The 16,579-nt window shown below is 48.2% G+C and carries 16 protein-coding genes; 3 read left to right on the forward strand and 13 right to left on the reverse strand.

What is annotated here, in order from left to right; translation table 11 throughout:
* Position 1: 1 nt before the first annotated feature.
* The 7 genes from Q0274_RS00505 to Q0274_RS00535 form a co-directional block, all read right to left on the reverse strand.
* Complete coding sequence (locus tag Q0274_RS00505) at positions 2-808, reverse strand: transporter substrate-binding domain-containing protein (RefSeq protein WP_298026588.1); 807 nt, start codon at positions 806-808, stop codon at positions 2-4.
* Positions 809-979: 171 nt separating this feature from the next.
* The gene (gene ung / locus Q0274_RS00510) at positions 980-1,675 is read right to left on the reverse strand and encodes a uracil-DNA glycosylase (protein ID WP_298026590.1); all 696 of its coding nucleotides are present in this window, start codon (positions 1,673-1,675) and stop codon (positions 980-982) included.
* 516 nt (positions 1,676-2,191) lie between these two features.
* The gene (locus tag Q0274_RS00515) at positions 2,192-2,509 is read right to left on the reverse strand and encodes a hypothetical protein (protein ID WP_298026592.1); all 318 of its coding nucleotides are present in this window, start codon (positions 2,507-2,509) and stop codon (positions 2,192-2,194) included.
* 379 nt (positions 2,510-2,888) lie between these two features.
* The gene (locus tag Q0274_RS00520; RefSeq protein WP_298026594.1) at positions 2,889-3,485 is read right to left on the reverse strand and encodes a DJ-1/PfpI family protein; all 597 of its coding nucleotides are present in this window, start codon (positions 3,483-3,485) and stop codon (positions 2,889-2,891) included.
* A 220-nt stretch (positions 3,486-3,705) separates the two neighbouring features.
* Entirely contained in the window at positions 3,706-4,452 is a 747-nt protein-coding gene (locus Q0274_RS00525) for a hypothetical protein (protein WP_298026595.1), read from the reverse strand.
* Positions 4,453-4,490: 38 nt separating this feature from the next.
* Positions 4,491-5,126, reverse strand: coding sequence for an FAD-dependent thymidylate synthase (gene thyX / locus Q0274_RS00530; RefSeq protein ID WP_298026598.1), 636 nt, complete (start codon positions 5,124-5,126; stop codon positions 4,491-4,493).
* Positions 5,127-5,251: 125 nt separating this feature from the next.
* Positions 5,252-5,878: a nitroreductase family protein gene (locus tag Q0274_RS00535; RefSeq protein WP_298026601.1), complete on the reverse strand. Its 627-nt coding sequence runs from the start codon at positions 5,876-5,878 to the stop codon at positions 5,252-5,254.
* A gap of 121 nt (positions 5,879-5,999) precedes the next feature.
* On the opposite strand from Q0274_RS00535, the gene Q0274_RS00540 reads away from it, so the two are divergent.
* The 3 genes from Q0274_RS00540 to Q0274_RS00550 all read left to right on the forward strand — a co-directional run bounded on the left by Q0274_RS00540 (position 6,000) and on the right by Q0274_RS00550 (position 9,966).
* Positions 6,000-7,349: a sodium-dependent transporter gene (locus Q0274_RS00540; protein ID WP_298026602.1), complete on the forward strand. Its 1,350-nt coding sequence runs from the start codon at positions 6,000-6,002 to the stop codon at positions 7,347-7,349.
* A gap of 311 nt (positions 7,350-7,660) precedes the next feature.
* A complete protein-coding gene (locus Q0274_RS00545) occupies positions 7,661-9,004 on the forward strand; it encodes a sodium-dependent transporter (protein WP_298026604.1) in 1,344 nt (447 codons plus the stop codon).
* 131 nt (positions 9,005-9,135) lie between these two features.
* Positions 9,136-9,966 carry a hypothetical protein gene (locus Q0274_RS00550; RefSeq protein WP_298026606.1) on the forward strand — a complete coding sequence of 277 codons (831 nt, stop codon included), beginning with the start codon at positions 9,136-9,138 and terminating at the stop codon, positions 9,964-9,966.
* Positions 9,967-10,308: 342 nt separating this feature from the next.
* Here Q0274_RS00550 and rho read toward each other — a convergent pair whose 3' ends face one another.
* The 6 genes from rho to gpmI all read right to left on the reverse strand — a co-directional run bounded on the left by rho (position 10,309) and on the right by gpmI (position 16,491).
* Positions 10,309-11,655, reverse strand: a complete 1,347-nt coding sequence (gene rho, locus Q0274_RS00555) for a transcription termination factor Rho (protein WP_298026609.1) — start codon at positions 11,653-11,655, stop codon at positions 10,309-10,311.
* A gap of 60 nt (positions 11,656-11,715) precedes the next feature.
* A complete protein-coding gene (gene accA, locus Q0274_RS00560; RefSeq protein ID WP_298026612.1) occupies positions 11,716-12,654 on the reverse strand; it encodes an acetyl-CoA carboxylase carboxyl transferase subunit alpha in 939 nt (312 codons plus the stop codon).
* Entirely contained in the window at positions 12,654-13,871 is a 1,218-nt protein-coding gene (locus tag Q0274_RS00565) for a beta-ketoacyl-ACP synthase II (protein WP_298026615.1), read from the reverse strand. The genes accA and Q0274_RS00565 overlap by 1 nt, the downstream gene beginning before the upstream one ends.
* Positions 13,872-13,889: 18 nt before the next feature.
* Positions 13,890-14,126 carry an acyl carrier protein gene (acpP, locus tag Q0274_RS00570; RefSeq protein WP_005873350.1) on the reverse strand — a complete coding sequence of 79 codons (237 nt, stop codon included), beginning with the start codon at positions 14,124-14,126 and terminating at the stop codon, positions 13,890-13,892.
* 54 nt (positions 14,127-14,180) lie between these two features.
* Entirely contained in the window at positions 14,181-14,924 is a 744-nt protein-coding gene (fabG, locus tag Q0274_RS00575) for a 3-oxoacyl-ACP reductase FabG (protein ID WP_297879893.1), read from the reverse strand.
* 100 nt (positions 14,925-15,024) lie between these two features.
* Positions 15,025-16,491 (reverse strand): 2,3-bisphosphoglycerate-independent phosphoglycerate mutase, encoded by a 1,467-nt coding sequence (gene gpmI, locus Q0274_RS00580; protein WP_298026617.1) that lies wholly within the window; start codon positions 16,489-16,491, stop codon positions 15,025-15,027.
* Positions 16,492-16,579: the final 88 nt, after the last annotated feature.

A 16,579-nucleotide genomic window follows, 5' to 3' on the forward strand; every position in this document is an offset into this window, starting at 1 on the left:
CCTAAAATAAGCTATAAAGGTCGTCCAGCAAGAAATATTTTTTCTCCGCAGTGCCCTTGTAATACGGCTCGATCGTCTCGTCATAGGTCTTTTTCATAAAGCCATTCTTGCTTAGCTTGACTAGCTCGCCATTTAAGAACTCAAGCAGATCCTTATTGCCCTTAGAAACCGCGATGCCTAAGAAATCCGAAACGCCTAAATTCTTGATATTTACCTCGGTGTCGCTGTCGATTACAGCATAAGCTAAAACTATCAGATTGTCTGTCGCATATCCGATGCCCTTACCGTCCTTTAGCATTTTATAGCATTCATTTGCAGTGGCGCAATTTACAATTTCAAAGCCCTCTTTTCTAAAATACGCTTCGCCCGTAGTTCCGGTTTCTGCGATGATCGGCTTGCCGTGCAGATCCGATACGGTCTTGATCCTATCACCAGCGCGGGTTAGCACGCCGATATTTACTGCAAAATACGGCGTCGTAAAATCGACCACCTGCTTACGCTCATTTGTGATCGTAAAGGTCGCAAGCACCATATCTACTTTATTTTCTTCCAACACTTTTAAACGCTCACTAGCCTTTACAGGCACGAATTCCACCTTGCCCGCCTTGCCGCCGAATATATCTTTTGATAGCGCCTCGGCTAGAGTAACCTCAAATCCTTGAAATTTGCCGTCTTCGAATTTACTAAAAGGCGGTTGCGCCTCAAATACGCCTACGCGCACACTGCCCGATTGCCTGATCTCTGATAGGGTATTTGCCACTACACTACTTGTAAATAGCAAGAAAATTCCCAAAATTATCTTTTTCATATCGTTCCTTTAATTACAATGATTAGCCTAGCCACGCATTCGCGTCACTTCGGCAAGCCGTCTTAAGCCGGTCGTATATTATTCGCTCACTTCTCCTTTCGACATTTTTTAAAATTTCTTTACCTTTGAAATTTTGCGGCGCATTTTACGCAAATTTCATTTAAAATACATTTAATTTGCGCCGTGATTTAGATCCCAATCGATCTCTCCTAGACCGTGCGCGCGCAGATATTCGTTGCATCTGCTAAAATGCCTGCAGCCGAAAAACGCCCCTCCTGCAAGCGGGCTAGGATGCGCGGCGGTTAAAATGAAATGCTTCTGCGCATCGATTAGCGCAGATTTTGCTTTGGCAAAATTTCCCCACAGCATAAAGACTAAATTTTGCCGCCTAGCGCTTAAAATTTTAATCACGGCGTCGGTAAAAATTTGCCAGCCAAAGCCGCTGTGCGAGTTCGCGCGGTTCGCACCCACGCTAAGGCTCGCATTAAGTAGCAGCACTCCCTGCTTCGCCCAGTAGCTCAGATCGCCGCTAGCAGGCTCGCTGATACCTAGATCGCTCTTAATCTCTTTGTAGATATTTACGAGACTAGGCGGAATTCGCACGCCGCGCGGCACCGAAAAGCTAAGCCCCATCGCCTGATGCGCGCCGTGGTAGGGATCCTGTCCCAAAATCACCGCGCGCACCCGCTCAAACGGGGTGAGATTGAAGGCATTGAAGATCAAATTTCCCGGCGGATAGACGATCTCGCGCGCCTTTGCGGCAAGCAGATTTTCTTTGATCTTCGCAAAATACTCGCTTAAAAATTCCTCCCTAAGCGCCTCTTTCCAGCCGCTCTCAATCCTCACGTCATCTAAATTTATCTGCATGCTAGCCCTTTGATCTTTAATGAATTAACGCCATAATTTTACAATAAATTTTAAAAATAGTATCGCTCGCACGCGCCGCTGCAATCAAAGGGAGATCGCCCCGCGCTCTCTCGCCGCTAACCGCTCTCGCCGATTTATGGGCGCCGCTACACGATCACGATCAAAAGCGCCATAAAAAACAGCATGGCGATCGTCTTTTTATTGTCGTTAAGCAGGCTCTCGCGGCAAAAAGCAAACAAAATCGCGTAGGCAAAAAGCGCGATTGCGAACTCCCACGGGTTATTATCTCTGAATTTTAACCTATAAGCGACCCGAAAGATACATGCGAAAGCAGCGATAAAATTTGAGCCGGTTTCATTCTGTCTTTGTGATCTCCTATTTTATGAAAAACCCACTATATCGTTATTTTATCTACTTTGATAAATGTCCGCAAGACCAAAGTCTAAATTTTTAAATTTTATCTCAAAGCTTTTAAATTTATTTTTCAACGACGATATCAATCGGCCATAAGTAAATTTAGCGCACACTATAATATCCTAAAGTATTTATTTGAACTATATTAAATTCTGGATAAAAAATAACCTCGTGATCATAATCTATCGGCTGTCCCCATTCGTGCTCTTTTTTGTACCATATTCGCCTTTTATCGTTCACTATTGCCGTTATATTTAAATTTTTGATCGAACCATATATCAAATACTCCCGACTGCCAGCATAATGATAAGACGGCATCGCCCACGATAGTTTAAATTCGTGCAAATTTGTAGTTTCAGCTATGCAATCGGACTTGGAAACAAACTCGTAGCCCTCTTGCAACATTTTTTGTTGCGTCAAAGTAAAAGGCTTATCCGCCTTTATAAAATGCGCGTAACAGATGCAAGTTTGCAATTTGTCCCTACAATGATAAGGAATGGCTTTTTTGCGATAAATGAGCAAAGTTTCTCCCTTCGTATTTGTTAAGGCTTCAAATTTAGCCAAATCTCGATCTTTTACGTACGGGAATTTAAATAACGGCGAAATTTGAGCATATAAACATATACACGTTATCAATAAGAAAAGCGGTAAAATGACTACAAGTGCCGTAATCTTGATGACTTTCCACAATGTTTTTAATATCTTTACTGCTTGCATTAAGATTTACCTCCTCTCTATTTTAAAATTTACTGCGGTATTTATAAAAACTTGCGCCGCCGATCTTAGCGGCTTTAAAATTTCATCGCACGAGCTTGCCTCTAAGGCCGTAATAAGGATAATCCATCGCCGCAGCGGCAGCCTCTCGCGCAGAGACGCCTGCAAATTTCTCGATCACGCAAAGACCAAGATCGATAGAGCTGCTCACGCCGCCAGCAGTGATGATCTCGCCTCCTACGGGCAGGCTTTCGCGCACGAGCCGCTCGTGCACCACGTCCGCGCAGTAAGGCGCCAGCAGATCGTAGCAAAACGGATGCGTAGTCGCGCGCCTACCTCGTAAAAACCCCGCCGCGCCCAGAAGCAGCGAACCGGTGCAAACGCTAAACTTATACTTCGCATCGCGCGCGGTCGCGAGCCACGAGATGAAGCCCGCATCGTCCCTTAGGCGGCGCGTCGCCATACCGCCGGGCACAAAAACCGCATCAAAGCCGCCTAGATCCGTCGTGATCTCGCCTGTATCGATCGTAAGGCCGTCGCTGTCCGAAACCTGCCGCTCGCGCGAGCAAAACCTCATCTCAAGCTGTGGCCGGACGGCTTTGAGCCTTAGCATACAATCGTAAAATCCCACAAAATCGAGGTGCGTCTGTCCGCTAAACATCACAAGCGCTAGATTTTTCATAATCCGTCCTTTAAATTTATCGCTCGCCTATGAGCTTTCGGCGCGGCGCCGTTAAAATTTTCAGCGCTGCAGCCGCAACGAGCGTCTGTTTAAAACGCCCGTTTAAATTTAGCGCCGAATGCCCACTCGGCTAAAATTTTAAAATTTCATCCTGTCGGACAGCAGAAATTTTACCGCCTACGAATGAAATTTTAGAAGCGGTTAAAATTTTGCGCGCTTTTTATTCGACCTTACCCAGACCCATAAAAGCCCGCAAGCCCGCATAATGCAGCCTTTTTGAAACATTTTGTAATTCCAAATTCCAAATCCCCTCGTCGTATTTCCATTCAAACGGCGTTTTGTAATTCATCCAAATTTCATACGCGCGTTCGTTTAGCCACTCAATCAACGCAGAAATCCCTAAATTGCCGCCCGCTATCTCCATCATCAAATGCCAGTTATCCAAATCGGCGGGGTCGTCGGTATGGATGGATTTTTCGCGCGGCAGATAATACACAAAATCGCCCGTATCGAAGGGGAAGAGGGTATGACACAGCGCAATGCCGTAAATATCTTGAGCAAATACGGTCGGAAGCTGCTCGTCCGAATAGCCAAAAGTCGAAACATATAAAAAGCTGCGCAAGATGCCCGATAAATTTCTGCAAACGGGTGCAAAGGCATATTTGCATGCCTGCTGCGTTAAGGCGCCGTTTCGAATAAAACTTATGGCGCTATCGATCTCTTTTCTTCTTGCTTGCACGTATTTTATCTTTTTAAATCGCCAAGCCTGCATCAGCTGCAAAGAATTGTCGATAGCTCGCAGATGCTTGTCTCTTTTTTCATCCGCCGTGCCGCTTAGCTCCGCGATCCTCGCAGCAGCCTGCCTCCAAAATGGGATCAGGGTTTTTACCCATCCCAAGTAGCTAAGATAAAGCGCGTCCGGTTCCTCCTTTTCAAAAGCCGCTCTCATCTGCGTAAGTTTTATCATCGCAAGCCCCTTATATTAAAATTTTATCCCGCGCACTACTACTCGCCAGGCGTCTTCTCCCCGCTCGCCATGTAGCTTTGGAATATAAATTTATGCTCCTGCGGCAGCGCATCGTAAATTTTATCTGCAAGTTCGCGGATCTCCCAAAGTGCTGCCTTGCTAGAGCGCAGAGCGAGGAAGTTTTGCAAGCTACGTGCGTTTATGCTCCAGCTAAGTTCGCTCTTGTAGCACTCTGGCAGGCAGTATTTGGCGATATCAAGGCTAATAGGGGTTTGTAAGATTACGCGCAGATTTTCAAGAGCCGCGATACTTGCGTTATCGACCGCTTCGTTGCCGGTAAGCACGATGTATCGCGCGGCGTTTTCGAAATCCCCTTGCGCGAAACTACCCTCGCCGCGCAATTCTTTGAGAGTGTAGCGCGTGGATTTTACGCTAAGGCTTGCTAGGCGGTGGCGCGCCAGCTCCTGAAGCAGCGCGCGCGAAATACCGCTGATGTAGAAGTTGTAGTAGAGGTGCTCGAGCGTGCTTGAGTGCTTGAGCTGGTTGCCGACGCGGTCAATGAGCGCTAGGTCTTTGGCGCCGCCGCAATCGCCGCGCTCAAAGCTCTGCCAGCAGGTGCGTATCGCGTTTGAACAGACCCAAAGCGGAGTGAAATTTAGAAGTTTGACTTGCATGTTTATCCTTTGAAATTTTAAGCGCATTTTAACGCTATCGCACTTTTAAACCGATAAAATTTCGCAAAACGACGCTTTTAATAAACGAAGCTTGCGCCTAGCTTTGCGAGCAGAAGCGACCCATTTTATCTTTTTTCGCTGCCGCCGCGAGAGATTAAAATTTCATCCAGCTCGTAGCGCGTGTGCGGGTATTTGCTAGGCTCACCGCGCCCCAAAGCCACGACGATTGCAGGACGAAATTTCGCCTCTAAAGCGCAGAATTTTTCCAAAGCCGCGGCGTCAAAGCCGGTCATTATACACGAGCGCACGTCAAAGCCCTCGGCGATATTAGCGATATTTGCCGCTAAGATATAAAGCTGCTTGGTCGCGTAGTTCATCAGCGCTTCGTCGTCTAAGTCCGCAAATTTTGCGCGGAAATAATTCATCGCAGCTTCATATTTTTGCGGAGTATTTGCGCGGCGGCGGACGGTGCGCTCTAAATACGCTTTGCCCACGCGCAGATCGTTACGCGCGATTAAAATCACGGCGTGCGAGCACTCGGCTACTTGTGGCTGGCTGTTGCAGGCTACAGAAAGCTCTTTTAGCTCACAAGAATCCGAGATTATCATCATCCTCCACGGCTCCAATCCGCATGAGCTGGGACTTAAGCGCGCAAGATCAAGTATCTCGCGCACGAGCTCATTATTTAGCTTGTCGCTGCAAAATTTACGGCAGCTGTGGCGAGAGAGCATCACTTCTTTTATCGATTTCATTTTATCTCCTTTAAAATTCGCGGCATTATAGCGGGTTTGCCTAAATTCCACCCGGCTAGCTTGGCGAGTTAAGCTATATTTTGCTAATATTGCCTTTTTAAATTCCGCTACAAGGCATAATATGAATGATAAATTTAGCAAAATCGGCTTCATCCTCGCAGTCGCAGGCAGCGCCGTAGGGCTCGGTAATGCGTGGAAATTCCCCACTTTAGTAGGCACCAACGGCGGCAGCGCCTTTATCTTGCTATATCTTTTGCTGACGCTTTTGGTTAGCTTCGTGATCTTTTTAGCCGAGATCGTCATCGGCAGGCTAAGCGAAAGTGATCCGGTGCGCGCATTTGAAAAGCTCGCGCCCTCATACAAAGGCGCATGGAAATACGCGGGATTTTTTATGATTAGTGCGCTTTTGATCTATGCTTTTTACAGCGTCGTAATGGGCTGGATCCTAAAATACGTGGTCTCAAGCGCTTTGTATCTGCCAAAAAGTATAGATGAAAGCGGCGCAGCGTTTAAAGCGCTTTTAGGTGGCGATTTTTTAAGCGTGGCGGTGTGCTTTACCATAGCGTCGGCGTTTTGCTTTTTCATCGTATCTAAAGGTGTCAAAAGCGGCATCGAGCGACTTAATGTCTGGATGATGCCTGCGCTATTTATTTTGCTAGTTTTGATGCTAATTTACGCCGCGAGTTTCGATGGATTCGGACGTAGCGCAAAATTCTTACTAGTGCCAGATTTTTCCAAGCTTAATAAAGATAGCGTTCTTTCGGCGCTAGGACTTGCGTTTTTTACGCTCTCGCTGGGCGTTACTACGATTATGACCTATGCCGCGAGCCTACCTGCACGCACTAATATCCTAACCTCAAGCATAAATATCGTCTGCATTAATGTCCTAATCGGCGTGATGATGGGGCTTATCGTCTTTACTTTCATCTTTGAATTCGGCGGCGATCCCAAAGCGCAAGGCCCAGGGCTAGTGTTTGTCTCGCTGGTGGTACTTTTTTCAAAGCTCGGTGCGATCGGAAACATCCTAGCCTTTTTATTTTTCACCTCGCTGTTATTCGCGGCGATTACTTCTGCAATTTCGATGCTGGAGCCTGCGATTTATTATCTCGTAAACTCCCGCAAGCTAAGCCGCAAGCGCGCTTCACTTTTAGTTTTTGCCGTGACGTATGTTTTAGGGATATGCTGCATTTTGGGTTATTACGGTGGCACGAGCGAATACTTTAGCCTAGGTGGCAAGAACTTTTTTGACATGCTTGATTACCTGACCTCAAATATCTTAATGCCTCTTAGCGGCATAATTGTGGCGATTTTCGTAGGGTTCGTGATCAAAAAACGAGCCGTCGAAATTCTACTGCGCCCATATATGGGACGAATGGGCTTTAAGCTGTGGTATTTCGTGCTGCTGCGCTTCGTGGCGCCAGTCGCGATCGTAGTGATCGCGCTCAATCAGCTAAAAATTTTAAATTTTTAAATTTTGCAAAGCGAATGGATAACATGGAAGTTAAAATTTGGCACTGGGGCAGTCTAAAAGCGACGGACAAAATTTCATAGCGAACTTGCGGCCGATCCGCGAGCGGCTATGGCGGCTGTCAAAAAATCGCGCTTGAAATTTTATGTCTAGATAGGAGCATGCGGCGACCGTAATCAGCTTCGGCGAGACCGCGCTAACCCGCGCGGCACCCCGCGCAAGACCACGGCAAAGACGCCGTAGCGCAGCCGCGTCTAATCACGCTGTGGAATTTTAAAATTCCGCAGCTTTAAAATTTAAAAATCGGAGCGAAAATGAACGATAAATTTAGCAAAATCGGCTTCATACTTGCCGTCGCGGGCGGCGCGGTGGGGCTTGGCAACGCATGGAAATTCCCCACCCTCGTGGGCCAAAACGGCGGCAGCGCCTTCGTGCTTTTATACCTCGCGCTCACGCTAGGCGTGGGCTTTAGCATATTTTTAGCCGAGATGGCGCTAGGCAGGCTAAGCGGGCGGGATCTGCCGAGCGCATACGAAACGCTGGCGCCGCGCGGCGGACGAAAATGGCGCGCAGCAGGAGTTTTCATCGCGGGCGGCATGCTGGTGCTGTCCTTTTACCTCGTCATCCTCGGCTGGGTGATCCGCTACATATTTTTGGGCTTTTCTCCTCTGCCCGCAACCGCCGAGGAAGCCGGCGCCGTCTTTGACGATCTCATCTCTCATTCGCTAGCCACTAGCCTCGGCTTTTACGCGCTTGCGCTCGTGCTGACGCTATCCGTCGTCGCGCGCGGCATCAAAAGCGGTATCGAGCGGCTAAACGTCGTGATGATGCCGCTTCTTTTCGTGCTGCTGCTTGCGATGCTTGCGTATGCGTGCACGATGCAGGGCTTCGGCGCGGCGGCGAAATTTCTTTTCTACCCCGACCTCGGTAAAATCACCGTTAACTCCGTCCTCTCCGCGCTCGGGCTCGCGCTCTTTACCCTATGCGTGGGCGTCGGCTGTATCGCGGCATACGCGGCATCTCTTAGCGAGGGGGTGCGGCTCGTGCGAAGCTCGGTGAACATCGTATTTATCAACATCGCGATCGGGCTGATGATGGGGCTCATCGTCTTTACCTTCATCTTCGAATTCCGCGCCGATCCCACGCAAGGTGCGGGGCTTGTGTTCGTCTCGCTCACTACGATGTTTGCAAAAATGGGGCTAGCGGGACAGGTGCTTGAAGTCGCGTTTTTCGTCTCGCTATTTTTCGCAGGGATCACGAGCGCAGTTTCTATGATCGAGCCCTTCGTCTTCTATCTCATCGGCAGGTTCAAAATTTCGCGGCTGCGCGCAGTCTGCATCTCTGGGCTTGTCATAGCGGTGTTAGGCGCATGCTCGCTACTATCGATGCACGCGGATTATGCGAGCAGGTTTAGGCTTTTCGGCGCGAGCTTTTTTGACTGCTTGGATTTCGTAAGTTCAAACGTCATGCTGCCTCTGGGCGCGCTAACCTCAGCAATCTTTGTTGGCTTCGTGATGGATGCACAGCGCCTGCGCGGGCTTTTTGGCGCCGATATGGGCGAGCTTGGATTTAAAATTTGGTACTTTTCGCTGCGCTTCGTAGCGCCCGTCGCGATCGTGATCATAATGGCAAATCTGCTGTTTTTCGGCGGGAAGTAGAAAGCGATTCGGTTAAATTTAAAGCGGCACGGGTTTAAATTTAACCCTCTTTGGGCGAGCTAAATTTAAACGTTAACATCGCAGCCCGTTAGGCTCGTATTTTAACTAGCGTTTTGCTAAAGGAGTAAATTTTGAAAGCTCTTAAATTTATAGCCAAAGCCCTAATCGCGGCGCTCGGCGTTTGTGTGATCGTCGGCGCGCTTAATTACAGCGGGTTTAGCTTCGGCGATCTAAAATGGCTTAGCAAAGATGAGATGGTGCAAAATTTCGTACAGGACGAATTGGAAAATTATTATTATGAAGGGAAGTCCAAATACAATAAACTTTACACCATAGATACCAACTTAACATTTCACGAAGCTATTTCTAAAATCAACGAAATCTTTGAAAATCATTCAAATGACAAGGACTTTAATTTAATACATGATCTAAATTCTTCACTCCCTTTTAGAGATATTACAGACGAAATGGTATCGGATGAAAAAACCCCATGGACTTTTTCAGATTTTATCTACCACCATACTGTCAATAATGTCGATGCGGGAGATAATTACACGTATAGACCATTTGAAGGTAATAGAAAAATAGACTATAAAAAAGAAAAAGGTAGAGTGATTATTCTTGATCAACATTACTTATCAAATATTTATTTATCAGATACTTTCACCATAAAAGAATGTCGTAAAGAAACATCGTTTATTGATAGAATACTGGGCGAAAGCCAATTTTGTATGAAATTTATAGCGATAAAACGTATCCCCAATGAGTATGAGCCGAGCAAGCGGTATCGTGACGATCCAAATTTTATATTCAATAGCACGAAACGGGATTTTGATGTGTTTTTAAAAAATATAGATTCTGAAGAAAGCTGCCTCGGTATTATTGATTGCTATGAGGCTAGATTAGACAACCACGGAAGCAGATATATAGGATTTATGAAGCTTTTTGAGCTTATGAAATGATATGATGTTGGCAGTATTATATTAATTTGAAGTAACGATATCAAGCGCCCTAGCTCCGTGCGTAGCAAAACATAAAATTCCTCGTAAAATTTTACGCTTGACATCTTACGAATAGATTTTACCGAAGTAAAATTTTATCGGACGGCGCCGCACCTCGTGCTTCGAGCGCAAAACGTTTAGCAAATATCGCGATAAATTTAAACTTATAATAGTGGAGTTTGAAAAAAAGACGCGCCGCTTTGAAAGCGCATACGAAGCTACGTGGCGATATTTGCGGCAAGCGGTGCAAGTCATGCCGCTAAATTTGGAGCGAAATTTCAAAATAAGGCTAAATTAAAGAATTTAGCCGTTCATTATCGATAGCAACTCGGTGTTGTCTTTGGTTTTTAGCATCTTGGCATATAAAAATTTCAGCGCCTCGACGTCGTCCATCGTCGAGATAGCCGAGCGCAGTGCCCAGATCTTTTGCAGATTTTCGCTACCTTGCAAAAGCTCCTCTTTGCGCGTGCCAGACTTGGTGATATTGATCGCCGGGTAAATTCTGCGATCCGAGATGTTACGATCAAGGATGATCTCGCTGTTGCCCGTGCCTTTAAACTCCTCGAAAATCACGTCGTCCATTCGTGAGCCGGTCTCGATGAGCGCGGTAGCGACGATGGTAAGAGAACCGCCGTTTTCGATATTTCGCGCCGCACCGAAGAAGCGCTTCGGCTTATGCAGGGCGTTTGCGTCCACGCCGCCGCTTAGGACTTTGCCGCTGCTAGGCGTGACGGTGTTGTAAGCGCGCGCAAGGCGGGTGATGCTATCGAGCAGGATGACGACGTCCTTGCCGTTTTCGACGGCGCGTTTTGCCTTTTCGATGACGAGCTCGGCGACGCGAACGTGGTTGAATGCGGGCTGATCGAAGGTCGAGCTAAACACTTCGCCGCGCACGCTGCGCTCCATATCGGTAACCTCTTCGGGGCGCTCGTCGACTAGCAGCACCAAAAGCTCGACCTCGGGGTGGTTGCGCGTAATGCCGTTGGCAAGCTCTTTCATAAGCTCCGTTTTACCGCTACGCGGAGGCGCCGTGATGAGCCCGCGCTGTCCCTTGCCGATCGGGGTAAAAAGATCGAGCACGCGACCGGTAAGGCGCATAGGATCGTATTCGAGCTTGAGCTTTTCGGTCGGAAAAAGCGGCGTGAGATTGTCAAATAGCGGTCGCTCTCTGGCCTCTTGGATCGATTTGTAATTGATCGCCTCGATCTTTAAGAGCGCGTAGTACTTCTCCTGATCCTTCGGCTCGCGCACCTGGCCCGTGACGATGTCGCCGACGCGAAGGGCGAATTTACGGATCTGACTTAGACTCACGTAGGCGTCGTTGGCGCTGTCGCTTAAATTTGAATCTATGCCGCGCAAAAAGCCGTAACCCTCGGCGGTAACCTCCAAAATCCCCGTAAAAAGTATGAAGCCGCCCTGCTTCGTCTGCATGCGTAAAATTTCAAAAACGAGCGCTTGGCGGCGGAATTCGCGTGGGTTCTCGACGCCTAGCTCGTCTGCTATGGCGATGAGATTTTCAAGATCCATCGAGCGGAGCTCCTCGATCTGGTAGCCCTCGACGGGAACGTGCGTTTTAGCGTAAGTTTTTCTGCCGTTTTGATTAGAATTTGAAACGGCGGTCTGAGCGGAATTTTGACTTGTATTTTCCATTTGTCCTCTTAGAGTGTGAAGTTATTAAATTTGGTTTTAAAAAGTTGCGAAATTTAAAATTTAGTTTTCTTTATAAGCACCGAACCTTAAAATTTTTTGTTGCCTTCTGCTGATGAGCTCGTCTATGCTAAGATCGTCTAGCTTGTGCAGCTCGGTTAAGACGTAGTTTCCAAGCGCTTTTATCGCGCCGTCTTTATCTCTGTGAGCGCCCGTTTTTGGTTCTTTGATCACGTCGTCGATCAAGCCCAGCTCTTTTAGCTCCTCGGCGGTGATTTTTAGCGCCTTCGTAGCGGCTTCGCTCTTGCTTGGATCGTTCCACAAAATCGCAGCACAGCCCTCGGGAGAGATAACCGAAAAAATTGAGTTTTGAAGCATCGCCAGCCGATCGGCCACGCCGATAGCCAAAGCTCCGCCGCTACCGCCCTCGCCTATAACTACGGCGATCGTAGGGGTTTTAATATCGCTAAGCTCATATAGATTTCGCGCGATAGCCTCGCTCTGACCACGTTCCTCGGCACCAAGTCCCGGATATGCGCCCGGAGTGTCAATCAAAAACAAAATAGGAAGGTTAAATTTCTCAGCAAGTTTTGCTACGCGCAGTGCCTTGCGATAGCCCTCCGGATGCGGCATACCGAAATTTCGCTTCAGCTTGTTTTTGGTGCCGCGACCCTTCTGCTCGGCGATCACGGCGATTTTGCGATTACCCATAATGCCCAGATAGCACACGATCGAAGGATCGTCTCTAAAGGCGCGGTCGCCGTGAAGTTCCCTGGCGTCTTGCAAAAGCGCGCGAATATAATCGATCGCGTAAGGGCGATCTGGGTGGCGCGCAAGCTGAAGCCTTTGATATTCGTTTAAATTTTTATAAACTTTGGAAATTTCTTTTTCGAGGTTCTTATTTAAAATTTCGACCGCGTCCTCATCGCCGCGAATTTTAGCGGCGGTGATGTCATCGTCGATCTGCTTTATAGACTTTTCGAAGTCCAGATAGCTCGCCATTAATCTACTCTTTTGAAAATAAGCGACGCGTTTGTGCCGCCGAATCCGAAGTTATTGCTCATAACACAATCGAGTTTGGCTTTTCTAGCGACGTTAGGGACGTAGTCCAAATCGCAATCGGGATCTTTTGAAATTTGATTTATCGTAGGCGGTATGATGCCGTTTTGCATCGCTAAAAGGCTGATCGCAGCCTCTACCGCTCCGGCAGCGCCCAGACAGTGTCCTAGCTGACCCTTGGTGGAGCTGACCGCAGGCACCTTGCCCTCGCCGAAAAGCTCTTTTAACGCCGCGGTTTCATTTTTGTCGTTTATCGCGGTAGACGTTCCGTGAGCGTTGATATAATCAATCTTCGGGCGTCCCGCCATATCGTAGGCCTTTTTCATAGCGCGGATCGGGCCGTCCAGGCTAGGCGAAGTGATATGATAAGCATCGCCGCTAGCGCCGAATCCTACGAGCTCGCCGTAAATTTTAGCGCCGCGCGCTTTTGCGTCTTCTAGCTCTTCTAAAACCAAAGCCGCCGCGCCTTCGCCCATAACAAAGCCGTTTCGCTCCGCATCAAACGGACGTGAAGCGTGCGCAGGATCGTCATTTCTAGCACAAAGCGCCTTCATCGCAGCAAATCCGCCAATACCTACGGGACAAACCGCAGCCTCGGCTCCCACTGCGAGCATCTTTTTCGCTTCGCCAATCATGATAACTCTCGCAGCGTCCATAATCGCATGCGCAGAAGCCGCACAAGCCGTAACGCTGGATAAATTCGGACCTTTTAATTTATAATATATAGAAACAAAGCCGCCGAGCATATTTACTAACGCGGAAGGGATAAAAAACGGAGAAATTCGCCTAGGACCGCGCTGCAAGCAAGTATTGGCATTTATCTCGATATTCGGTAAACCGCCGATACCGCTAGCGGAGCTAACGCCGAATTCGTCGCTATCGAAACCGCTAAATTTAGCGTCCTCTATAGCTTCGCCCGCGGCCTTAAGCCCGAGTTGGACAAATCTATCCATCTTTTTTATCTCTTTTCCATCCTCGATTATGCTGCTTGGATCGAAACCTTTTACTTCAGCTGCAATTTGAACCGGAAATTCGCTAGCGTCAAAGAGCGAAATTTTATCAACCCCGGTTTTTCCGTTACAGATATTTTCAAAACTGCTCTGTTTGTCAAGCCCGAGAGAGGTTATCATCCCGATGCCCGTTACTACGACTCGTTTCAAAACTGCTTCCTTAAAATTTTATTTCTTAGGCAAATTTTCTATATAATCTACTACGTCTTTAATGCTTACTAATTTTTCGGACTCGCTATCAGGGATCTCGATACCGAATTTCTCCTCTAAAGCCATTACTAGCTCAACTACATCAAGAGAGTCCGCGCCCAAATCCTCGATAATTTTAGAGTCAAGTTTAACCTGATCCGGGCTAACGCTTAGTTGCTCTACAACTACGTCTCTTACATCTTCAAATACTGCCATTTTAGCACTCCTTTAAAAAAATACCGCGTAATTCTATAATATTTAACCTTAAAGCTACATATAGAGCCCGCCGTTGATTTTAAGCGTCTCTCCAGTAATGTAGCCCGCACCGTCGCTAAGCAAAAACGCAACTCCTTCGGCGACGTCGCTCGTGCTTCCGAGGCGCTTAAGCGGGATGCTCGCTTCGTAGCTTGCTTTTACGTCGTCGCTTAGCGCGTCCGTCATATCCGTAGCGATGAAGCCTGGAGTTATGCAGTTGAAGCGGATTCCGCGCGCGGCGCCCTCCTTTGCGAAACTCTTACTCATCGCGATCATTCCGCCCTTGCTCGCGCTGTAATTGACCTGCCCGGCGTTTCCCATTTCACCGACGATCGAGGCGATATTTACGACCGCGCCGAAGCGCTTTTTGCTCATTAGCTTTAGAGCTTCGCGGCAGCCGATGAAAGCGCTGCTTAAATTTGCTTCGATCACGCCCATGAAGTCTTCCAGCTTCATCCTAAGCGCGAGCTTGTCGTTCGTGACGCCCGCGTTATTTACGAGATAGCTTAGTTCGCCGTCGCTTTGCGCGATCAGGGCAATCGCCTCGCTAAATTCCGCCTCGTTCGTCGCGTCAAATTTTATCACGGCACCCTCTCCGCCGTTTGCGCGGATCTCCTCTAGCAGCGCGTCGGCTATCTCGGGCTTTGAGCGATAATTAATCCACACCTTAAGTCCATAGCCCGCTAAAGTCCTTGCGATCTGCGCGCCGATACCGCGGCTCGCGCCCGTGATTAAAACGTTTTTTCCACTAAATTTCATATTTGTCCTTTTATTAAAATTTTAATCTCTAGCGTAAATTTATCCAAATTTACCTAAATTTTAGCAGTTTAATCTACTCGCGACCTGCGCCGTTGAAATTTCAAAATAGCGCCTCGTCCATCTCCGCGGGCTTCGGTAGCCCCATTAGCTTTAGCACGGTAGCTGCGACGTTACTAAGCCCAAGTCCGCTTTTTAGTTCACGCACGTCGCGCCCTAGCACGAAACAAAATACGTCAAAGGTCGTGTGGTTGGTTAAAATTTCGCCGTCAGCGTCTCGCATCGCCTCGCAGTTGCCGTGATCGCTAATCTGCACGTAGGCGTAATCGTGCGCCTTCGCCGCGCTTAAAATTTTACCGATGCACTCATCCACCGCTTCGACCGCCTTTATCGCGGCATTGTAGTTGCCCGTATGGCCGACCATATCGCCGTTTGCGAAATTTACGACGATGAAATCGATCCCCGCTTCGATACCGCGGATCACCGCGTCGCACACCGCTGGCGCGCTCATCTGCGGCTGCTCGTCGTAGGTTTTTACTTTCGGGCTCGGGATCAGTACGCGAGCTTCGTTCGGCAGCGGCTCCTCGACGCCACCGTTAAAGAAAAACGTCACGTGAGCATATTTTTCGGTCTCGGCGGTGTGAAGCTGCGTAAGACCGGCTTCCGCGATCACTTCGCAAAGCGTATTTTTAAGCACGGGCTTCTCAAATAGCAGAGGAAATTTAAAGCTCGCGTCGTATTCGCTCATCGTGATTAAATTTTGTACGACGAACTTCCGCTTGAATTCACTAAAGCTCTCATCACCCAAAGCCGCGCAAAGCTCTCTAGCGCGGTCGTTTCTAAAATTTACAAAAATCACTCCGTCATCCGCGCCGATACCGCTAAAGCCGTTAAAGCTCGCAGGCTCGATAAACTCGTCGCTCACGCCGCGCTCGTAGCTTTGCAGTATGTATTCGCTAGGCGAAATTTCAAGCGGAGCCGTTTCGCCCATGAGCACGTCGTAAGCGCGCTTCACGCGATCAAAGCGCTTGTCGCGATCCATCGCGTAAAAGCGCCCACTCACGCTCGCGACTTTAAATTTAGCCTCTAGATGCTTTAAAAATTTCGCTCCGCTGCTCGGCGAAACATCGCGCCCGTCGGTAATAGCGTGCGCCCATGTCTCGCAACCCGCATTCTGCGCTATCTCGCAGATCGCGTCGAAATGGCGCAGATGTGAATGCACGCCGCCGTCACTGTAAAGCCCTATGACGTGCACCCTGCGACACTTTGAAAGCAGGCTTTGCAGCGCTTCGTTTTTCTCAAGCAAGCCCTCATCGATCGCGCGATCGATTTTGACTAGGTTTTGATACAGAATTCTACCGCTTCCGATCGTCATGTGCCCTACTTCGCTGTTTCCCATCTGCCCCTGCGGCAAGCCCACGGCAAGCCCCGAGGTGCGCAGCAGCGTATTGGGCACATTTTTAAAAAGATAATCATAGGCGGGCTTTTTCGCATTTGCAAACGCATTAAATTTATCGCTAACGTTAAAGCCGATGCCGTCGGTGATAAGTAAAATCGTTTTTTGCCCCATTTTGGCTCCTAAATTTCGTCTAAATTTCGCTGCGCAGGTCTTTTGAAGCGGATCTGCGGCGCTGTTTTTACGAGCGGCATTATACTTT

Origin of the sequence: uncultured Campylobacter sp. (assembly GCF_937973075.1) — a bacterium.
Lineage (GTDB): Bacteria > Campylobacterota > Campylobacteria > Campylobacterales > Campylobacteraceae > Campylobacter_B.

Bases quoted from the DNA above. Each gene is read 5' to 3' on its own strand.
- Q0274_RS00505 (WP_298026588.1), bottom strand. From the start codon at position 808: ATGAAAAAGATAATTTTGGGAATTTTCTTGCTATTTACAAGTAGTGTA.
- ung (WP_298026590.1), bottom strand. From the start codon at position 1,675: ATGCAGATAAATTTAGATGACGTGAGGATTGAGAGCGGCTGGAAAGAG.
- Q0274_RS00520 (WP_298026594.1), bottom strand. From the start codon at position 3,485: ATGAAAAATCTAGCGCTTGTGATGTTTAGCGGACAGACGCACCTCGAT.
- Q0274_RS00525 (WP_298026595.1), bottom strand. From the start codon at position 4,452: ATGATAAAACTTACGCAGATGAGAGCGGCTTTTGAAAAGGAGGAACCG.
- thyX (WP_298026598.1), bottom strand. From the start codon at position 5,126: ATGCAAGTCAAACTTCTAAATTTCACTCCGCTTTGGGTCTGTTCAAAC.
- Q0274_RS00535 (WP_298026601.1), bottom strand. From the start codon at position 5,878: ATGAAATCGATAAAAGAAGTGATGCTCTCTCGCCACAGCTGCCGTAAA.
- Q0274_RS00540 (WP_298026602.1), top strand. From the start codon at position 6,000: ATGAATGATAAATTTAGCAAAATCGGCTTCATCCTCGCAGTCGCAGGC.
- Q0274_RS00545 (WP_298026604.1), top strand. From the start codon at position 7,661: ATGAACGATAAATTTAGCAAAATCGGCTTCATACTTGCCGTCGCGGGC.
- rho (WP_298026609.1), bottom strand. From the start codon at position 11,655: ATGGAAAATACAAGTCAAAATTCCGCTCAGACCGCCGTTTCAAATTCT.
- accA (WP_298026612.1), bottom strand. From the start codon at position 12,654: ATGGCGAGCTATCTGGACTTCGAAAAGTCTATAAAGCAGATCGACGAT.
- acpP (WP_005873350.1), bottom strand. From the start codon at position 14,126: ATGGCAGTATTTGAAGATGTAAGAGACGTAGTTGTAGAGCAACTAAGC.
- fabG (WP_297879893.1), bottom strand. From the start codon at position 14,924: ATGAAATTTAGTGGAAAAAACGTTTTAATCACGGGCGCGAGCCGCGGT.
- gpmI (WP_298026617.1), bottom strand. From the start codon at position 16,491: ATGGGGCAAAAAACGATTTTACTTATCACCGACGGCATCGGCTTTAAC.